Annotated in this window: 1 pseudogene; it reads left to right on the forward strand. The window is 42.0% G+C overall.

Features of this window, described 5'->3' with window-relative positions:
* Positions 1–619, forward strand: a pseudogene (locus CH365_RS19870) (TIGR04388 family protein); the annotation flags it as partial.

Here is a 619-nt window from a genome sequence, read left to right on the forward strand (position 1 = left end):
AATTAGTAAAGCCACAGGAATTCCAGCAGACGTTATTTCCGCTTTCATCGATTACAAAGCAGATCAAAAGGCTAAAAAGAAAGCTCAGCAAGCAATGGACCAAAGAATGATGTTCGTCGCTCCCGGCCTTTATGTGCTCTCCCAAATTCCTGGAGTGCAAGATGTTATTCGTCCAGTTAATAATATTCTCCAAAAGGGTATATCAGAAGGTATTGTTGGAGTAACCAAAGTCGCAGCCGAAGTAGTTCATGGAGTTACTTCTGTATTAGGAAACACTCTGACGAAAGCCGCCCTTGGGCCTGCTGGCTTTTTACTTAGTGATTCCACTATCGAAAATTTAGATGATAAAATTAGAGAGCAAGGAAAAGAAGCCGGTGAATATATTCGAGGCAAAGATCTCCAAGGGGATCTTGCTAAAGGAGACATCCAGGCAAAATGGAAAGCGGATATCAAAACAGCCGCTTATGATCATCTCGCTGAACAATTTGCACCACCTGGAATGGATCCGAGTATTTTCTCTCAGCTCTGGCAACAATACGATAAAAAACAGGCAGAAAAAGCGGCTAAGAAAGAACAACAAAAGCAGATGATTTCTACAGCACTTCAAATTGCTGCTTCC

This window comes from Leptospira neocaledonica (genome assembly GCF_002812205.1).
GTDB lineage: Bacteria > Spirochaetota > Leptospiria > Leptospirales > Leptospiraceae > Leptospira_B > Leptospira_B neocaledonica.